The organism is Lentibacillus amyloliquefaciens (assembly GCF_001307805.1).
Lineage (GTDB): Bacteria > Bacillota > Bacilli > Bacillales > Amphibacillaceae > Lentibacillus > Lentibacillus amyloliquefaciens.
Window position 1 is genome coordinate 25,807 of the sequence record NZ_CP013862.1, and the last position, 17,793, is coordinate 43,599.

At 42.3% G+C, this 17,793-nt stretch carries 16 protein-coding genes and 1 riboswitch; of the genes, 10 read left to right on the forward strand and 6 right to left on the reverse strand.

The window, feature by feature from the left end; translation table 11 throughout:
* Nucleotides 1-7 precede the first annotated feature (7 nt).
* The 7 genes from AOX59_RS00135 to AOX59_RS00165 all read left to right on the forward strand — a co-directional run bounded on the left by AOX59_RS00135 (nucleotide 8) and on the right by AOX59_RS00165 (nucleotide 6,102).
* Complete coding sequence (locus AOX59_RS00135) at nucleotides 8-1,507, forward strand: BCCT family transporter (RefSeq protein ID WP_068448045.1); 1,500 nt, start codon at nucleotides 8-10, stop codon at nucleotides 1,505-1,507.
* Nucleotides 1,508-1,735: 228 nt separating this feature from the next.
* Nucleotides 1,736-2,959, forward strand: a complete 1,224-nt coding sequence (locus AOX59_RS00140; protein ID WP_068440077.1) for a hemolysin family protein — start codon at nucleotides 1,736-1,738, stop codon at nucleotides 2,957-2,959.
* Between the two features lie 53 nt (nucleotides 2,960-3,012).
* Nucleotides 3,013-3,105, forward strand: a riboswitch (guanidine-I (ykkC/yxkD leader).
* 219 nt (nucleotides 3,106-3,324) lie between these two features.
* The gene (locus tag AOX59_RS00145) at nucleotides 3,325-3,663 is read left to right on the forward strand and encodes a DMT family transporter (RefSeq protein ID WP_068440080.1); all 339 of its coding nucleotides are present in this window, start codon (nucleotides 3,325-3,327) and stop codon (nucleotides 3,661-3,663) included.
* Nucleotides 3,660-3,974, forward strand: coding sequence for a DMT family transporter (locus AOX59_RS00150; RefSeq protein ID WP_068440083.1), 315 nt, complete (start codon nucleotides 3,660-3,662; stop codon nucleotides 3,972-3,974). The genes AOX59_RS00145 and AOX59_RS00150 overlap by 4 nt, the downstream gene beginning before the upstream one ends.
* A 73-nt stretch (nucleotides 3,975-4,047) precedes the next feature.
* Nucleotides 4,048-4,851 (forward strand): VLRF1 family aeRF1-type release factor, encoded by an 804-nt coding sequence (locus AOX59_RS00155; protein WP_068440085.1) that lies wholly within the window; start codon nucleotides 4,048-4,050, stop codon nucleotides 4,849-4,851.
* Between the two features lie 230 nt (nucleotides 4,852-5,081).
* Nucleotides 5,082-5,492, forward strand: a complete 411-nt coding sequence (locus AOX59_RS00160) for a VOC family protein (protein WP_068440088.1) — start codon at nucleotides 5,082-5,084, stop codon at nucleotides 5,490-5,492.
* A 193-nt stretch (nucleotides 5,493-5,685) separates the two neighbouring features.
* Nucleotides 5,686-6,102 (forward strand): DJ-1/PfpI family protein, encoded by a 417-nt coding sequence (locus AOX59_RS00165; protein ID WP_237049333.1) that lies wholly within the window; start codon nucleotides 5,686-5,688, stop codon nucleotides 6,100-6,102.
* Nucleotides 6,103-6,286: 184 nt separating this feature from the next.
* Here AOX59_RS00165 and AOX59_RS00170 read toward each other — a convergent pair whose 3' ends face one another.
* From AOX59_RS00170 to AOX59_RS00190, 5 genes are all read right to left on the reverse strand, one after another.
* Nucleotides 6,287-6,694: a Fur family transcriptional regulator gene (locus AOX59_RS00170; RefSeq protein ID WP_068440090.1), complete on the reverse strand. Its 408-nt coding sequence runs from the start codon at nucleotides 6,692-6,694 to the stop codon at nucleotides 6,287-6,289.
* Between the two features lie 7 nt (nucleotides 6,695-6,701).
* On the reverse strand, nucleotides 6,702-7,550 hold the full coding sequence (locus AOX59_RS00175; protein WP_068440093.1) for a metal ABC transporter permease: 849 nt from the start codon (nucleotides 7,548-7,550) through the stop codon (nucleotides 6,702-6,704).
* A gap of 17 nt (nucleotides 7,551-7,567) precedes the next feature.
* Entirely contained in the window at nucleotides 7,568-8,323 is a 756-nt protein-coding gene (locus tag AOX59_RS00180; protein WP_068440096.1) for a metal ABC transporter ATP-binding protein, read from the reverse strand.
* A gap of 13 nt (nucleotides 8,324-8,336) precedes the next feature.
* Nucleotides 8,337-9,254 carry a metal ABC transporter solute-binding protein, Zn/Mn family gene (locus AOX59_RS00185; protein ID WP_237049334.1) on the reverse strand — a complete coding sequence of 306 codons (918 nt, stop codon included), beginning with the start codon at nucleotides 9,252-9,254 and terminating at the stop codon, nucleotides 8,337-8,339.
* A gap of 700 nt (nucleotides 9,255-9,954) precedes the next feature.
* Nucleotides 9,955-10,794: a YitT family protein gene (locus AOX59_RS00190; RefSeq protein ID WP_237049335.1), complete on the reverse strand. Its 840-nt coding sequence runs from the start codon at nucleotides 10,792-10,794 to the stop codon at nucleotides 9,955-9,957.
* 266 nt (nucleotides 10,795-11,060) lie between these two features.
* Between AOX59_RS00190 and AOX59_RS00195 the strand changes: the two genes are divergently transcribed.
* The 3 genes from AOX59_RS00195 (at nucleotide 11,061) to AOX59_RS00205 (ending at nucleotide 17,056) form a co-directional block, all read left to right on the forward strand.
* On the forward strand, nucleotides 11,061-13,457 hold the full coding sequence (locus tag AOX59_RS00195) for a 3-hydroxyacyl-CoA dehydrogenase/enoyl-CoA hydratase family protein (RefSeq protein ID WP_068440106.1): 2,397 nt from the start codon (nucleotides 11,061-11,063) through the stop codon (nucleotides 13,455-13,457).
* Nucleotides 13,458-13,477: 20 nt separating this feature from the next.
* The gene (locus tag AOX59_RS00200) at nucleotides 13,478-14,653 is read left to right on the forward strand and encodes an acetyl-CoA C-acetyltransferase (RefSeq protein ID WP_068440111.1); all 1,176 of its coding nucleotides are present in this window, start codon (nucleotides 13,478-13,480) and stop codon (nucleotides 14,651-14,653) included.
* Nucleotides 14,654-15,271: 618 nt separating this feature from the next.
* Complete coding sequence (locus tag AOX59_RS00205) at nucleotides 15,272-17,056, forward strand: acyl-CoA dehydrogenase family protein (RefSeq protein ID WP_068448047.1); 1,785 nt, start codon at nucleotides 15,272-15,274, stop codon at nucleotides 17,054-17,056.
* Between the two features lie 129 nt (nucleotides 17,057-17,185).
* Here AOX59_RS00205 and AOX59_RS00210 read toward each other — a convergent pair whose 3' ends face one another.
* Entirely contained in the window at nucleotides 17,186-17,782 is a 597-nt protein-coding gene (locus tag AOX59_RS00210; protein WP_068440114.1) for a Uma2 family endonuclease, read from the reverse strand.
* Nucleotides 17,783-17,793: the final 11 nt, after the last annotated feature.

Below are 17,793 nucleotides of genomic sequence, written 5' to 3' on the forward strand. Positions count from 1 at the left end.
AATTATTATGGAAAAACATACTTATAAGAATCCGGTATTTTTTATATCAGCTATAATTGTTGGACTATTAGTGTTAGCCGGAGCACTCTTTACTGAAACATTTAAAGCGATTGCCAATCAATTATTCAGTTTCACAACGATTAATTTTGGCTGGTTTTACTTACTGGCAGTGTTTATTTTTGTCATGTTTTTAGCAATACTGTCATTGACCAGATATGGCAAAATTCGTCTCGGGCCTAAGGGGTCCCGCCCTGAGTATCCTTTTTTCACTTGGATTGGTATGCTGTTTTCAGCCGGGTTTGGCGCCGGTCTGGTATTCTGGGGTGTAGCTGAACCTATGAGTCATTTTTTTGAGACCCCTTTTACCGGTTTAGAGGCGCAAACTGAAGAGGCCGCCAGAATATCTATGGGGTATTCCTTTTTCCATTGGGCTGTGAGCCAATGGTCAGTGTTTGCTGTTGTCGGTTTAATCATTGCTTTTCTGCAATTTAAGAAAGAAAAGAAAGGACTAATCTCAACAGCAATTGAACCTGTAGTTGGAAGCAATCGTATCCTGGGCGGCACGGTTGATACGCTCGCCGTGATTGCAACAGTTATGGGAGTTGCCACATCACTCGGACTGGGAATATCCCAGATGAATGGCGGCCTGAAGAGCGTCTTTGGTGTTCCGAATGCGATTACGATTCAAATGATAATTGCAGCCGTTATGCTGGTGACATATCTGATTTCATCAAGTACAGGTTTGAACCGGGGAATCAAGTGGCTCAGTAATTTGAATCTTGGTTTATGCTTGCTGCTCCTTGTGTTTGTTTTTATCGCAGGCCCGACCGTCTTTATTTTAGATACGTTTGTACTGGGATTAGGCGATTATATTACAAATTTTGTAAGCTACAGTTTCCGTCTGACACCATATTCCGGTGAAAGCTGGGTGACTGAGTGGACCATTTTCTACTGGGCATGGTCAACAGCCTGGTCGCCATTTGTCGGTGCGTTTGTTGCCCGCGTGTCAAGAGGCCGGACAATCCGTGAGTTTGTATTTGGTGTCCTGGTTGTTCCGCCGGTTATTGCCTGTCTATGGATTGCAGCGTTTGGCGGAACAGCTATTTACAGTGACCTATTCAACGGGACGCAAATTGCTGAAGCGGTCAATGCTGATATGACGGTTGCCTTGTTTGAAACATTTGCCAACTTGCCAATGCCAAATGTTCTGTCCATACTGGCTATTTTGCTCATTTTCACTTTCCTGGTTACATCAGCAGACTCTGCCACTTATATACTGGGAAGCATGACGTCTAAAGGCAGCCTTAACCCTGCATTGACAGTAAAAATCATTTGGGGCGTATTGATTACAGCTATTGCTGTCGTACTCCTGTTTGCCGGCGGTTTGAATGCATTGCAGACGGCATCGCTGACGTCCGCATTGCCATTTACGATTATATTACTGCTGATTGTCGTGGCGTTTATTAAAATGATTAAAAAAGAACAAGTGCCAAAAAAAGGTGAATGAATCAAAATCGGACTTGTACCGGCAAGTTGTCCCTAAAATTTCTTGAATAACCACACAGGATTGAAAAAGGGATCCCGCTTCCGGTTGCATGCCGAAAAAAGCAGCTGAAGAGCGGTTCTTCCGCTGCTTTTTTACCTTGAATTTATTAAAAGGAATCGCTGCGGTCCAAACAGTAACGTTATCATCCTGTAAAGCTAAACAATGATCCAGGAAAGGGGTACATTGCTTGTGATTATTGCAATTATTATATTATTGTTTGTCTCACTTTTCTTCTCCGGGAGTGAAACAGCTTTAACTGCAGCCAATAGGATGAAATTACAGGCAAGAGCGGATAATCATGATAATAAAGCAAAGAAACTATTGGATTTAATTTCTAAACCAAATGAATTTATAACAACAATCTTAATAGGCAATAACATTTCCAATATCGTGCTCCCGACCTTAGTGACAGCCATGGCGATACAGTACGACTTTAACGTGGGTGTTGCGTCTGCTGTTTTGACCATTTTAATTATTGTGTTTGCTGAAGTCATTCCGAAGTCTGTGGCAGCAGCATTTCCGAATCAAATAGCAATGATGATTTCACCGGTCATCCGATTTTTTGTCATTGTATTAAAACCGATTACCATCATTCTTAATTGGCTGACAAATAAGATAACCAGTGCACTTGCAAAGGGAGATTCAAGCGATGCATCGGTCTCCAAGGAAGAATTGCGCAGTATGGTTGATATCGCTGATTCGGAAGGAACGTTTAATGACGCAGAATCCAATCGTATTAAAGGTGTGCTTGATTTTTACAATCTCGATGTCAAAGATGTCCTGAAAACCCCAAGAGTTGATATTACAGCTTTGGCATCAACAACTTCTTTTGAGGAAGTAAGAGATATGGTCATTCAAAATCCGTATACACGATACCCTGTTTACCATAAGGATATAGATGACATTGTCGCGGTCTTTCATTCGAAATATTTGATTTCCTGGTCCATGGAACCTGACAAATCATTACAGCATTTCAGCTATTCGGATCCGCTGATTGTGTTTGAGTTTCAACCGGCTGAATGGGTTTTCCGGAAGATGACGAAAGAGAAGAAACATATGGCGGTTGTACTGGATGAATATGGCGGAACGGAAGGAATTTTAACACATGAAGACGCCATTGAAGCCATGATAGGACAGGAAATTGAAGATGAAATGGATTCTGATACTGCCGCGATTGTTGAGAAACTGACCGATAATGAAATCATTTGTGACGGAAAAATAACGCTTTATCAGCTTAATACAATTTTTGATACAGATATTCCTGAAGAGGAAGACGTGCTTTCCGGTTATTTGCTGAAAGAATTTAATGCATTCCCTGAAGAAGGGGAAATGATCGAGCGGGATAACCTGACTTTTAAAGTGCTGGAAGTTGCGGGAAGAATGGTCAGGAAGGTACAGATCAATAAAGTGTGACACGACAGGTCCTAATTGACGAACGTATCATGACTCGTATATACTGTGAGTAATAAAAGGTTTTCTAGGGTTCCGCAGCATATGCTGGTCTGGTCCGAGAGAAAACGCACGATTAGTGTACACGGCGGGACAAAAGCCCGGGAGGATATCTGCATGACGATATCTTCCCGGGCTTTTTATTTTTGTCCCGTATGTAACGGGCAGTAAGACTCCCACCTAAACAATTTGTGTTTACAAGAAAGTGTAGGCGGGGAATCAACTGCCCGTAAATGTCCGATTTAGTTCAACTAACAATCAGTGGGAAAACTTCCACTGATTGAAGTTTCACTTTATCGGACGAATTTTGCAGGACAGGAGCGATGATCATGAATAAGAGCTGGAATATTTTATTTTTGGCAGGGCTGTTTGAAATCGGCTGGGTCGTTGGACTCAAACATGCCAACAGTGTCACGGCATGGATCCTGACTGTGATTGCTATTTATCTTAGTATGCATTTACTTGTATTATCTTCCAAAAAACTTCCGGTTGGCACAGCATATGCCGTGTTTGCCGGGATTGGAGCAACAGGAACCGTCATATTGGAAATAGTTGTATTTGACGAACCGTTTCGCTTGCTCAAAATTTTACTCATTTTATTACTGTTAAGCGGTGTCATCGGATTGAAACTTGTTACAGATGAACAGGCGGGTGAGCGCGATTCATGAGCTGGATTTATTTAATTATTGCCGGATTTGGCGAAATTTTTGGTGTGATGGGCATTACTAAAGTGAATCAGAAGAAAAGTGTTTTTTCATTTACATGGCTGATTGGCGGCTTTCTATTTAGCTTTCTATTTTTGACATTAGCCATGGAGAATCTGCCTATGGGTACAGCGTATGCCATATGGACGGGAATAGGTACGGCAGGAAGTGCGATTGCCGGTATGATTTTTTATGGTGAATCAACAGATTGGCGCCGCATTTTGTTCATCGGTATGATAATTGCTGCAGCGGTTGGTCTGAAACTAATTACCTAGCAATGTTTAATTGACGTATTATGCGGATAAATAGGAATAAGTACCAATCAATTAAAGGGAGTGCCTATATCCGATGAGTTTACGTCAACAGATTAATCAGCTTGAGCATATAAAAAAAGAACAAGACAATAAAATCCTGACGATGTATTTAAATACAGACCCGTCTGATGCAAATCAGCAAGCCGGTGAATGGAAACTTCATTTAAAGAATGGACTCCGTAATTTTGAAAGCTATTTAAAAGAGGATAATGATAAAGAAGAGCTGAAAAATTTTCAGCTTGTCAAGCAAAAGGTAGAAAAATTTGTTCATAACAATGAACAGCATTTTCGCAAGGGTATCATTTTATTTGCATCAGCTGATGAAGAAATATGGTTTGCCGACAGATTTCAAATGCCGATTAAAACAGAATTTTATTGGGAAACAATTCCTGAACTTGAGCAGTTAAAAGAGCTTGAAGAAACATATCCAAATACAGGTATCATACTTGTGCAGAAAGATGAGATAAAAATTATTGAGTCACATCTCAATGAGATATTGGAAACAGATTACTATAAATTTGATCTCGATACAGATAAATGGCGTCAGTTTACCGGTCCGCATAAGGCTGACGCATCAATGGGCTCCGGAGGCAGGAGCACCCAGCAGGACAAATTCAATGCGCGCTATGAAGCTAACAAACAGCGCTGGTATAAAAGCATTGCACCGAAATTGGATAAAAAAGCAAAAGATCATGAGTGGGAAAACATTTATGTGGTCGGTGAGCCGGATGATGCATCAGAATTAAAAGAAGAAATGAACAAACCGGTTACCGGACTAATTCAGAAAAACCTGCTCCATCATGAAGAAACAAAAGTGCTTGAAGAAATCTTTGGATAATCCTGCTAAGAAAAGCTTTCAGTTCAGGTTACGGGTTTTGTTACCTATCGCAAACTTAAATATGTAAGCAAAATGACTATCAAATTGTAGATTGATTTGGTAGTCATTTTTTATTGAGACAAAAGCAGCATATTTTTCAAAAAATAATGACTTGAGTCACTTGTGTAATTATTTATTTTTTTGTACATTAAAAGAGATTTAAGTATTTCTTATTAAAAAGGATATAAGGATTGCAAGCGAAGCAAATTTATGTGAATTTGCCGGTAAAAGACCTGAATAAATCCGTTGCCTTTTTTTCTAAGATAGGGTTTGAGTTTGACCCTCAAGCTACGGATGAAAACGCAACGTGCATGGTGATTAATGAAAATACATTTGTAATGCTGCTCGTCGAAACGTTTTTTAAAACTTTTACCAACAAAGAAATTGCTGATACAACCAACAATACCGAAGCTATTCTGGCTATTTCCGCTGAAAGTAGAGAACAAGTTGATGAGATTGTAAAGAAAGCGTTAGAAGCTGGCGGAAAGTCTGCAAATGATCCGATAGACCATGGATTTATGTACGGATGGAGTTTTCAGGATATAGACGGCCATCTTTGGGAAGTCATGTACATGGATGAAAGCGAAGCTGCGCAAGGTTAAGTTTGAAACCAATTCACCTATACATTTCTATTATATAAAGCCTCCCATTACATGTGATTCCGTTTATCATGTATGAGGAGGTTTTTATTTGCACGCTGCTTTTTCTAAAAGTAAACAAAACTCTTTTAGCATAAGGTGGTAAAACCCAAGTTGTTTCGTCCATAAGCCTAAAAATTTATAAGGGGTTAAACAGTTGAAAGCATTATTCTTTTTATACGAAGGGTATGTTGATTGGGAAATTAGTCCTTTGTCCTGCATGTTAAATGTCTGTGACGTCGAAATTGATACTGCAGCATTAAATGAGGAAGTCACTCATGAAGGAAAGTTCAAAGTAAAGGTTGATTTGAATATTGAAGCGTGTAATCCCTCGAATTACAATATTTTGATCATACCGGGAGGAGAACCGGCTCCATTTGATAAAGATGAACGTTTGCTCACACTGATTCGTGGATTTGATAAACAAGGTAAATGGATCGCAGCGATTTGCGGGGGACCACATTCCTGGCGGCGGCTGGCATTTTGCGCGAAAGAAAGTATTCAACATAATGATAGGGTCAGTCAATCGTTCTGGTTGACCTTTTTTATCTGTGAAATCAATGATGTTCCATGAATGGCTTAGTTTTAACGGGTTTATTTTTTATCAACAAAAGCACCGTATTTAGCGGTGCAATTTAATATACAAATTAGCGTTTTGTGAAAGGAACCCGTTACGGTTCAGAAAGTCTTTTTTAAAAGTTAAGAAAATATATCTGGAAAGACGGGGGCATACCTGGGCGGCAAAAAAGAAACAATGCTTACTGGCACGCCGGGCATAAGCCGTATATTTCGAACTTATGGTCTTCGATTGCATAATTGCCAAGGGACTGCTGTACTTCCTTCATTGGGCAGACTTCAATTTCTTTTGTTTTTCCGCAATCTTTGCAGATAAAATGGTGATGATGGTGCTCCGTACAGCTGATGCGAAAGTTCTTTTCTCCGTTTAGTTCGGTTGTTTCCAGCACGCCAACTTCGTGAAACAAGTGAAGATTGCGGTAAACAGTATCAAAACTGATGCCCTCATATAAAGGTTCTAAATAGGCAATGAGATCTTTTGCTGTGCGATAGCCGTCAGCTTCAGCAAAAAACGTCAGTATATCTTTTCGTTTGCCGGTTGTCTTGTAGCCTTCTTTTTTAATCTGTTCAATCGCCTCATTAAGTTTCATTTCGGGCTCACCTTCCTTTCCTCATTTTCAGCGGCATACTTAAACGTTTGAAACCAATTGCCACAAGGAGGATGGCAATGGAAACCATGACAATGGTTCCGCCTGGCGGGATGCTGAAATAATAGCCTGCTATTAAACCTATGATAACAGCTGTTTCGCCAAATACAATTGAAAAAAGAATCATTTGCTTAAAACCGCGGGCAATCCGCATACTAGCTGCTACAGGCAATGTCATCAAAGCAGACACAAGCAGCACACCAACGACACGGATCGATGCTGCTATAACCAGTGCTGTCATAATGATAAAGAGCAAATGAATCCTTTTGGCATGGATTCCTGAAACAACAGCGTGTTCTTCATCAAAGGATAAGGTTACCAGTTCTTTATAAAATAACCCAATCCCCAACATAATAACTGCTGCGATTCCCAAAATCGAATAAAAGTCCGTCTCACTGACGGCAGAGACAGAGCCGAATAAATAATTGAATAAATCGGTGTTGAAACCATCAGCGAGCGCTATGAAAATAACGCTCAGCCCTACACCGCCCGATAATATGATCGGAATAGCAAGCTCCTGATATGCTTTATAAACGTCGCGCAATTTTTCAATGAAAATCGATCCGAGAACGGAAAATCCCATTCCGCTATAGAGCGGGGCAATTCCCAGGGCGAATTTCTTATCCATAAAAAGTCCGAACGCGATGCCGGCAAGTGTTACGTGAGACAATGCATCAGCTATCAGGGAAAGCCGCCTGACAACGATGAAGGTCCCGAGCAATGGTGCAATGATACCGATTAATAGTCCTGTTAAAAAAGTATGGCGTAAAAAATCATATTCTAAAAAATCTGCCAGCATAAAGGATTCCTCCAACGTTAATGGCTGTGTGTCACAATATTGACGGGGTGACTATAAAACTTTGATAAATCATCATTTGTCAGTGTTTTATACTCATCAGGGTTCCCATGAAAATGCAATGTTCTGTTTAAGCAAACAAGATCTGTAGCATGCTCAGTCATCGTTCCCGTATCATGGGTAACAAGCAATAGTGTAATCGTGTGTTTTTCGTTTAATTGATGCAGAAGATCGTAAAATTTTTGCACGTTTTCCTGATCAACGCCAACAGTCGGTTCATCGAGGATCAATAACTCCGGCTCACTGACCAGTGAACGGGCAATAAACACACGCTGCTGCTGTCCGCCTGACAGGTTGCCGATATTCTCATACGTGTAATCTTCCATGCCGACCTGTTCAATTGCTTCGATCACTTTCTGTTTATGTGTTGCTTTAAATAATTTAAAATAACCAATTTTTCCTGTCAGCCCCATTGAGACAACTTCGTAGACAGTCGCCGGAAAACCTTTGTTGAAGGAGTTGGCCTTTTGTGAAACGAAACCGATTTTACTCCAGTCTTTGAACTTTTGGATCGGTTCACCGAAAAGATTAATGGACCCATGATCAGGTTTTATGAGGCCAAGGATCAAGTTTATCAACGTCGTTTTGCCTCCGCCGTTTGGTCCGATCATTCCCATAAAAGCACCATGGGGGATTTCAAAGTTAATATCATGAAGCGTGTTTTTGTTTTCATAGGCATGGCTGAGATTCTTCATTGAAACAACCGGTTCTTTCATTTCTGTAAACCTCCTAATTGGTTGCCTGATCAAGTACATTAAGGTTTTCTTTCATCAGTGAAACATAATCGTCACCGTTTTTTAAATCAGATTCGGTCAGAATAGCTAAATTATGGAGTTCCAGGCTTTTGGCGCCGATTTGTTCCTGGATGATTTCAGAAACATGGTCCGAACTGTTCTGTTCAAACAGAATATAATCAAGATTGTAATCTTTTGCCTGATCAATAATTGCTATCAGTTCTTTTTGGGATGGTTCATCATTTGACGATAAACCGCGGATGGCAATCTGCTCGAGGCCGTACCTTTCTTCCCAATAACCGTATGCAGCATGAGAAACAACAACCTTTTTATTTTCTTTAGCATTCAGTGTGTCCCGGTATTTTTTGTCCAGTTCAAGCAGATCATCTTTCAAACCCTTGAAATTTCGGTTATATTGTTCGGTGTTATCAGGGTTTAATTCAATAAGTTTCCCTTTGATGATACCTGCCATATCAATCATCCGCAGTGGATCAAGCCAGATGTGCGGATTGTGGTCATGATGGTGTCCGTCTTCACCTTGGTGATGATGATTATGTTCCTCATCGCCGTCTTTAGCATCATGAAATAATGCCTCATTAGCACCTAGTTCGATTAAAGCGACATCCTGAGATTTCAAAGCATCAGCGGCCGTTTCTGCAAATCCTTCCATTCCGGCTCCAAGGAAAATAAATGCATCACCTTCTGCAATGGATGTAATGTCTCTTGACGATGGTTCATAGGTATGTGCATCAACGCCCGGCGGGTAGACCGATTCTGTCTCAACCGATTCGCCGCCAATCCGCTCAATCGCGTATTGAATGGGGTAGACGGAGGTGTAGATTTTCAAATCTGCATCAGCGTCAGTATTCGAATTGGATGGACTGCACCCGGTGATAATGACAGTGATCATCATTATTAGTATGGCATGGCAGAGTTTCATACTTTAAGTCCTTTCATTATAGACAATATTTATTTCGTACTTTTAATACGTAAATATTCGTTTTCCTGAATAAAGTTTCACTTAATACTATCGTAATGATTACGATTTGTAAATAGGAATGATTACGATTAATGAAAAAGCCATCCAGATTATTATTAGCAAGGGCCTTTTTGTGAATTTTGATGCTCGTTAACCTTCGTATTTGATGTAAATTGCGAAGTACTATAATAAATGTTTGATTCAATGAGACCGCTCCGGAAATACACTCCGCGCACCTTAGGGCGGCTGGTGAGCCTCCTCGGGGTAAGCACTAAGGGGTCTCACCGATACCTCCCGTCCCGCTGGAGTCGTCGTGTATTTCCTCCGCTGGTGATGGGCTTTATAATCTCATTGTTTTGGTGCTTAACTAAACCTTACTTGTGAATGTTGATTGGAGCGGAGGGCAGTCGACTCCTGCGGGAAAACGGGCAGCTGAGACCTGAGCAGGAAGCGGTTTTCTTCCGAGGAGGCTGAAGCGTTGCCCTAAGGTGCGCGACTGCCCGCAACGGAAATCAACACTGTCACTGTTTCGCAGTTTATGGGTTTTGTGTCACTAATAATAACTTTACAAACGGCAGGTAATATGCAGAAAAAAGAAATCGGCGGTTTGCCGATTTCCATGGACCTTCTTCGATTAAAATTTTTGCCCGTAATATTTGTCGAGAGTAAAGCCCCGGCCCAGAACTTCGGAGGCGTTAATAAACACGACAAAAGCGGTTGGATCTTCTTCCGGCAGCAGATTTTTAAGCTTCACCGCTTCCTGTTGATCAGCAACACAGAGAATCATTGATTTATCCTGGTTTGTATACCCGCCGACGGTCCGGACCTTTGTCAAGCCGCGGTCGATCTGATTACTAATCACATCATGGATTTTCGCTTCGTTTTCAGTAATGATCAACATTAATTTGGATGAGGCAGTTCGAAGCTGGACGATATCAATTGTTTTGCTGGTAATATAAATACACATGAGCGCGAACAACGTTAATTCCAGATTAAATACGATTAAAGAAGAAACCACAACAAGGCCGTCAACAATCAGCTGTGAATAGCCGCTTGAAAGCCCTGTAAACTTTTTAACAACTTGAGCGATGGCAGCTGTTCCGCCGGTTGAACCTTTCCCTTTGTAAACTGTACCAAGGCCGGCGCCAAGTATGACACCACCGTAGATGGCACCTAATACAGGATTGGATACAGTGTAAGAGAAATCAGCAGTAAGGTATATTATAAAGGGAACCCAGAATGTACCAAGCAACGTTTTCCAGCTGAAATCTTTCCCCAGTGCAATCCAGCCAATTATAAAAATGGGGAGATTAATCAAAAGTTGTGTGAGTGCCGGACTGATGGCATATAATTCAAAAATAATGGTGCTTACCCCGGACATGCCGCCTGCTGCCAGTCTTGAAGGTAAAAGGAATAAATTGTAAGATAACGCAACTAATGTAGCACCGAGTATAATCTGAGCATATTCTGTCATAACTATTCTGTTCATAATAATGTAGATCCTTTCTTTAGAAGAAGATGTTCGAATTCAAATTGAATACTTCAATTCAACTGTTATATTCTAACGCAGTTTTCTGGGTCATGAAAGACTTTTAGAGATATATTGAAAAAAGATTGCTTGTTTTTATTGCGAACTATCAGAATATAATTTATACTATTTAATAGACAGATAGGCGACTATCTTTTATTTTCTACTAAAAATGAATGAGTATTCATTCAAAATTTGAAGGGGGATATAACATGAAGCGAACAATCAAGCGTGCCGCAGTACTTGGTTCGGGGGTCATGGGCTCCGGTATTGCTGCACACTTGGCGAACGTGGGTATTCCGACAATCATGCTCGATATTGTACCGCGTGAATTGACGAAAAGTGAAAAAAAGAAAGGTTTGACACTGGAAGACAGTACTGTACGAAATCGTACGGCTGCTGACAGCAAAAAAGCTTTGTTAAAACAAAATCCATCACCGATCACATCAAAGAAAAGCATGGACTTAATTGAAGTCGGCAATATGGAAGATGATATCGAAAAGTTAGCAGATGTTGACTGGATCATCGAAGTTGTTGTTGAAAACCTGGAAGTTAAGCAAAAGGTTTTTGCAAACGTTGACAATTATCGTAAAGAAGGCGCCATTGTCAGTTCAAACACGTCAGGAATTTCTGTGGAAGATATGGCTGACGGGCGTTCTGAAGACTTCCGCAACCATTTTCTTGGAACACACTTTTTTAATCCGCCGCGCTATTTAAAGCTGCTTGAAGTGATTCCTACGAAAGATACAGACCCGGATGTTCTCGCATTTATGAAAACGTTTGGTGAAGACGTACTCGGTAAAGGTGTTGTCGAAGCTAAAGACACGCCAAACTTTATTGCCAACCGAATTGGGACGTATGGGTTACTTGTAACGGTACAGGAGATGCTGAAAGGCGGTTACAGCATCGGTGAAGTAGATTCTGTTACAGGGCCTATGATTGGCCGTCCGAAAAGTGCCACATTCCGCACGCTGGATGTGGTAGGACTTGATACGTTCATTCACGTTGCCAACAACGTCTATGATCAGGTTGAAGGTGACGAAAAAGACGTGTTTAAAGTGCCTGAATTCATGCAAAAGATGCAGGAAAAAGGCTGGTTCGGCGCAAAAAGCGGTCAGGGCTTTTTCTTAAAGAAGAAAGGAAAAGACGGCAGCACGATTTATGAATTAAACCCGGAAACACTTGAGTACGAAGACCGGAAAAAATTAAAAACAAATGCAACCGAAGCAGCCAATCAAGAGAAAGGACCTCACCGTAAATTGAAAGCGCTTGTAAATGCTGAAGGTGACAAAGCCGGTGATTTAGTCTGGTCTGTGTTGAAACCGGTGCTTGGTTATTCCGCGAAACTCACCGGTGAAATTGCAGACGATATTGTCTCAATTGACCAGGCAATGAAGTGGGGCTTTGGCTGGGAGATAGGACCGTTTGAAACGTGGGATGCCATCGGGGTCCGGAAATCAGTTGAACGGATGCAAAAAGAAGGCACAATAGTACCTGAATGGGTACTGAGTATGCTGGAGGCCGGTAAAGAATCTTTTTATCAAACGGAAAATGGCAATGTCTTTTACTACCATAACGGTGAATACAAAAAGCAGTCTTTTAATCCGAAAGAAATCAGCCTGAGTCGCTTAAAAGATGAAAAGGGTGTGATTAAAAAGAATTCCGGTGCGAGCTTGGTTGACCTTGGCGATGGTGTCGCCGGTCTCGAGTTTCATTCACAAGGAAACGCAATCGGCCTTGATATTATTAAAATGGTTAATGACGCGATTGATGAAGTGAATAAAAACTATGAAGGGTTGGTTATCGGTAACCAGGGTAAAAATTTCAGTGTTGGCGCTCATCTGGGCATGATGCTGATGGCGGCACAGGACGACGATTTCTTTGAACTTGATATGGTTGTTCGTCAGTTCCAGAAAACCGCAATGAATATTAAGTACTCGGAAAAGCCGATTGTAGCCGCTCCGTTTAATATGACGGTCGGCGGCGGTGCGGAACTTTCACTGCCGGCTGCAGTCCAGGCTTCAGCCGAAACGTACATGGGACTCGTTGAATTCGGTGTCGGCCTGATTCCGGGTGGCGGCGGAACCAAAGAACTTTATTTGAAAGAGCTCCGCAATCTGCCTAAAGGAGTCAACTTTGATTTGACCAAAGTTGCGAATGATGTTTTTGAAAAGGTAGCGATGGCCAAAGTATCAACCTCAGCAGAAGAAGCACGCGAAAATGGCTTTTTGAACAGTGGGGATGCCATCAGTGTCAATCCGGACCATCTTCTGCATGATGCAAAAGAAAAAGTGCTGGCACTTGCTAAAGCAGGCTATCAACCGCCGAAACGTGAAAAAATTCCTGTACCGGGGGATGCAGGATACGCCGCAATGTTGCTTGGCGCAAAATCATTGCAGTTCAGCGGCTATGCTTCAGACCATGATATAAAAATTGCGGAAAAATTAGCATATGTCCTGTCAGGCGGAAGGATTAAAGAAGGAACGCTAATTGATGAACAAGTGATGCTTGACTTGGAACGTGAAGCATTCCTGAGTCTGATCAGCGAACCGCTCACACAGCAGCGTATGCAGCACATGCTTTTAAAAGGCAAACCACTGCGTAATTAATTTGAAGAGGGGGAGAAAATGTGAAGGAAGCAGTCATTGTTGCAGGTGCAAGAACCCCTGTAGGAAAAGCTAATAAAGGTTCACTGGCTTATACAAGACCAGATGACCTGGCAGCATTAACCATTAAAGAAACACTGAAACGTGCAGGAAATTACGATGGCAATATAGACGATGTCATTATCGGATGTGCAATGCCGGAAGCGGAGCAAGGGATGAATATGGCCCGTAACATTGCGGGGCTTGCCGGGCTTAAGAATGATGTCCCCGGTATAACGATAAACCGCTATTGCTCCTCCGGCTTGCAAAGCATCGCTTATGCAGCTGAACGTATTATGATCGGTGCGAGTGATACGATTATCGCCGGTGGAGCAGAATCGATGAGTCTGATTCCGATGGGCGGTCACGTCATTAAACCAAATACAAAACTTGTTCAAGATGCACCGGGATATTATATGCAAATGGGTCATACAGCTGAAGAAGTTGCCAATCGTTTTGGCATTTCGCGTGGTGAGCAGGATGAATTTGCTGTCCGGAGTCATCAGCGCGCAGCCAAAGCACTGGAAGAAGACAAGTTCAAAGATGAAATTGTTCCGGTGGAAGTAACCGAACGCGTCATTGGAGAAAAGAATAAAGTTGAAGAGAAAACATCTATGTTCGAGATGGATGAGGGCGTACGTGCGGGAACAACAAAAGAAATTCTCGGCAATTTGAAGCCGGCCTTTTCAGCCACCGGATCCGTTACAGCAGGAAACTCGTCACAAATGAGTGATGCTGCTGGTTCAGTGCTGGTCATGGATCGTGAAAAAGCAGATTCTGAAGGCTTGAAGCCGCTTGCCAAATTCCATTCATTTGCCGTTGCAGGTGTTGAGCCGGAAATTATGGGTGTCGGTCCTGTTGAAGCAGTTCCCAAAGCGCTCGATATAGCTGGTCTGGATCTGTCCGATATCGGTTTGATCGAACTGAACGAAGCATTCGCATCCCAATCAGTCCGTGTTATTCAAGCGCTCGACCTGGATCCGGAGATTGTCAACGTAAACGGCGGAGCAATTGCACTTGGCCATCCGCTTGGCATGACAGGCACTAAGTTAACGTTAAGCCTTATTCATGAAATGAAACGCCGCAACGTACAATATGGTGTCGTCACAATGTGCATCGGTGGCGGAATGGGAGCAGCGGGCGTATTTGAACTATTGTAACCTATGAACCTTGTTGAAATTTGATTCCAGTCTATTGAAGGCACGAATGCTAACTTGCAAGAATTCAGAGATTTAAATACTGTTATATAAAAGTTTAGGGATTTTGACACAAAAACCATAAACTGCGAAGTAACTTTAGGTGTAAGTTGGTGCGTTGTCTATCGCTTCGGAAATACACTCCGCGCACCTTAGGGCGGCTGGTGAGCCTCCTCGCGCTGAAGCGCTTCGGTGTCTCACCTATGCCTATGCTCCCGCTGGAGTCTCCGTGTATTTCCTTCGCTAAGGTTGTTTGCTTCAATACTATTATGGAACAGTGATCACTTCCCAGAGCAGGCAATATACGCAGACTCGGGTCAGAACAGCCACGTGTCCGAAGACGCCGCCGAAAAGCGGTCTTTGCTTTTCAAGGTGGCTGAGGCCGTGCCCATGGAAAGCGAAGTATATTGCCGAAGCGGCTTTTAAAACTTAACGAAAATAGAATGAGATTTTTCATTGGTTCGCACTTTATATCAACTTCGTAAAAAGCAACAAAACGTACGAAAAGAACCTTTATTAAAAAAGGGATCGCAGAAAATTGGATGCTCTGGAAAAATTCAATTAGGGAAAGGAACGATGAACATGAGTGAAACAAAAGAAAAATTATTCAAAGGCGGCGGGTTTCTAACCGAAGATTTGCAAGCAGAGGATATCATTACACCTGAAGACTTTACCGAAGAACACAAAATGATCGGCAAAACAACCGATGATTTCATTGAAGGTGAAGTCGTACCGAAGATTGACAACTTGGAGAACCATGAATTTGAACATTCGGTTGATCTATTGAAAAAAGCCGGTGAACTCGGTTTGCTTGGGGCAGATATTCCGGAAGAATATGGCGGTATTGATTTGGATAAAATCAGCTCAGCCATTATCACAGAAAAATTTTCCCGCGGCGGTGGTTTTTCAATTACACACGGGGGACATGTCGGTATTGGAACACTTCCGATTGTTTTCTTTGGCAATGAAGACCAAAAGCAAAAATATTTGCCGAACCTGGCTACCGGCGAGAAGATTGCCGCATATGCACTAACTGAGCCAAGCGCAGGGTCAGATGCCATGAGTGGCAAAACAACCGCAAAATTGAATGATGCCGGCACACATTACATCTTAAACGGGGAAAAGCAATGGATCACCAATTCGGCGTTTGCTGATGTGTTCATTGTCTATGCCCAGGTTGACGGGGATAAATTCACCGCATTTATTGTTGAGCGGGACTTCCCTGGCGTTTCAACAGGGCCTGAAGAGCAGAAAATGGGTATCAAGGCATCATCAACCCGGACATTGATTCTTGAAGATGCTGAAGTCCCGGTTGAAAACCTGCTCGGTGAAAAAGGGAAAGGTCACAAAATCGCCTTCAATATTCTGAACGTTGGCCGCTACAAGCTGGCAATGGGGGGTGTAGGCGGATCCAAGCGGGCTCTGGAGCTGGCAGCAAGCTATGTGAATCAGCGGAAGCAGTTTAACACGGCTATATCCAGTTTTTCACTGACCAAGGAAAAACTCGCAACAATGGCTGCGGCCACTTACGCTAATGAAAGTGCCGTTTACCGCACAGTCGGATTGTTTGAACAAAGGATGGGCTCATTGACTGATGAGCAGTTGACAGACGGCAGAGAAGTAGCGAAGGCAATTGCAGAATATCAGATTGAGTGCTCCCTGAATAAATTCTCGGCTACAGAGTGCATGGATTATGTCATTGATGAAGCACTGCAGCTCCATGGCGGATATGGTTTCATGGAAGAATATGAAATAGCCAGAATGTATCGTGACTCCCGCATTAACCGGATTTTTGAAGGAACCAATGAAATAAACCGTCTGATCGTTCCGGGAACGCTCATGAAGAAAGCCATGAAAGGTGAATTGCCGCTTCTGCAGGAAGCACAAAAGCTGCAGGAAGAGCTTATGATGATGATGCCTGAAGAAGTGGGCGATGCTACTTTAGAGCAGGAAAAATATTTGCTGAAGAATGCTAAGAAAATGGTTTTGCTTGGAGCCGGTCTTGCCGCACAAAAATATCAGCAGAAACTGGAAAACGAGCAGGAAATTCTTGTTAATCTTGCTGATATGGTCAATGAAGTTTATAACCTGGAAGCAGCGATTCTAAGAACAGAAAAAGCAATTAATAAAGATGGTAAGGATAAACACGAGCAGAAGCTTCTATACACACAGGTATATGTCCAGGAAGCCTTTAACCGGATCGAAGCCGATGCTAAGGATACGCTCATTGCTGTTGAGGAAGGCGATACATTAAGAATGATGCTGTCGTCATTGCGTAAACTGACACGTCATACCCCGAGAAATGTGATTGGCAAAAAACGCGAGATCGCAGCGAAAATCATTGAAGACGAAAAGTATGTTGTTTAATTCAGCTAAAGCGGAAAAAGCTCCCGGATCGGCCGGGAGCTTTTGCTGCTACTGGCTGAAACCCTGAAGTTCATGAGAAAATGCCCGATGTTCAAAAATCATACCATAAGTTCAACTCATGATCCTGAGCTAATCCTCCAGCTCCGGAACATTATCCATAATATCTCTCATGGTAAACGATATACATGCGATGTTTGGAGAGGTGACCGGTTCATTGTCGTGGAACACGTTGATAATTTCATATTGACTGTCTTTAAGAATATATTGTTCCAGCATTCCGGCGTTCGGTTCCACAATCCAGTATTCAGGAATTCCGAAACGCGCGTAAACGTCCAATTTATCAATCTTATCCCGCTTTATTGTTGATGGTGAAAGGATCTCCACAACCAAATCCGGTGCCCCTTCAATTCCCCGCTTTCGAATAATATCTTTTCTTTCCCGGTTAATCAGGACAACATCCGGCTGGCGGACTTCATCGGTTGAAAGAATGAGATCAACCGGTGCATACAAAATAATGTAATCAGCCTCACAACTCTGCAGAAATTTCTTTTGCAATTCAAAACTGATCATTTGATGTTTGACTAAAGGCGCAAGACTCATCAGCTCCAGTTTTCCCCCGGCAAGTTCGTACCGGTTGCCGTCATCTATTGCGGCATAGTCTTCGTACGTAAGGCCGGTTTCCTTTAATAAATCACGAGTTTGCTTGCGGTCTTTATCATAACACATACTGGCCACCT

Excerpts from the sequence above, each read along its gene's own strand:
- AOX59_RS00195 (WP_068440106.1), top strand. The coding sequence starts at position 11,061 with ATGAAGCGAACAATCAAGCGTGCCGCAGTACTTGGTTCGGGGGTCATG.
- AOX59_RS00145 (WP_068440080.1), top strand. The coding sequence starts at position 3,325 with ATGAATAAGAGCTGGAATATTTTATTTTTGGCAGGGCTGTTTGAAATC.
- AOX59_RS00210 (WP_068440114.1), bottom strand. The coding sequence starts at position 17,782 with ATGTGTTATGATAAAGACCGCAAGCAAACTCGTGATTTATTAAAGGAA.
- AOX59_RS00190 (WP_237049335.1), bottom strand. The coding sequence starts at position 10,794 with ATGACAGAATATGCTCAGATTATACTCGGTGCTACATTAGTTGCGTTA.
- AOX59_RS00180 (WP_068440096.1), bottom strand. The coding sequence starts at position 8,323 with ATGAAAGAACCGGTTGTTTCAATGAAGAATCTCAGCCATGCCTATGAA.
- AOX59_RS00150 (WP_068440083.1), top strand. The coding sequence starts at position 3,660 with ATGAGCTGGATTTATTTAATTATTGCCGGATTTGGCGAAATTTTTGGT.
- AOX59_RS00170 (WP_068440090.1), bottom strand. The coding sequence starts at position 6,694 with ATGAAACTTAATGAGGCGATTGAACAGATTAAAAAAGAAGGCTACAAG.
- AOX59_RS00175 (WP_068440093.1), bottom strand. The coding sequence starts at position 7,550 with ATGCTGGCAGATTTTTTAGAATATGATTTTTTACGCCATACTTTTTTA.
- AOX59_RS00185 (WP_237049334.1), bottom strand. The coding sequence starts at position 9,254 with ATGATGATCACTGTCATTATCACCGGGTGCAGTCCATCCAATTCGAAT.
- AOX59_RS00135 (WP_068448045.1), top strand. The coding sequence starts at position 8 with ATGGAAAAACATACTTATAAGAATCCGGTATTTTTTATATCAGCTATA.
- AOX59_RS00155 (WP_068440085.1), top strand. The coding sequence starts at position 4,048 with ATGAGTTTACGTCAACAGATTAATCAGCTTGAGCATATAAAAAAAGAA.
- AOX59_RS00205 (WP_068448047.1), top strand. The coding sequence starts at position 15,272 with ATGAGTGAAACAAAAGAAAAATTATTCAAAGGCGGCGGGTTTCTAACC.